The organism is Bergeyella anatis (assembly GCF_036016955.1).
GTDB lineage: Bacteria > Bacteroidota > Bacteroidia > Flavobacteriales > Weeksellaceae > JAYWXI01.
The window spans coordinates 1-307 of sequence record NZ_JAYWXI010000192.1 but is presented as its reverse complement, the minus strand read 5'-3'; the positions used below and the strand labels follow the sequence as shown (position 1 = coordinate 307).

Genomic DNA, 307 nt, shown 5'->3' with positions numbered 1-307 from the left:
CGGTTTAGTTTCAACCTTATCTCTATTATTGGGAGCTTGTAATTCGACGAAGTTTCTCAAGGAGTTGCCATTTCATTACCCCAATGATGCCCTTTATCAATCCATCATAGAACAAAGAAACAAAGTAGATGCTCAGTATGCCAAAGTAGATGAAAACTTGGAAAACTTATCAGACGAAGAATTATTTTTAAAAGAGAAATATTCCATAATTCTAAAAGTTTACCCTAAAGAAATTACGAATTATAAGTTATATGCTTATATAGATGATTGGTTAGGTACACCTTATCAAAAGAAAGCATTGGAGAAG

1 pseudogene is annotated in these 307 nt (G+C 32.2%); it reads left to right on the top strand.

Features of this window, described 5'->3' with window-relative positions:
* Positions 1–307, top strand: a pseudogene (locus VQ048_RS12890) (C40 family peptidase); the annotation flags it as partial.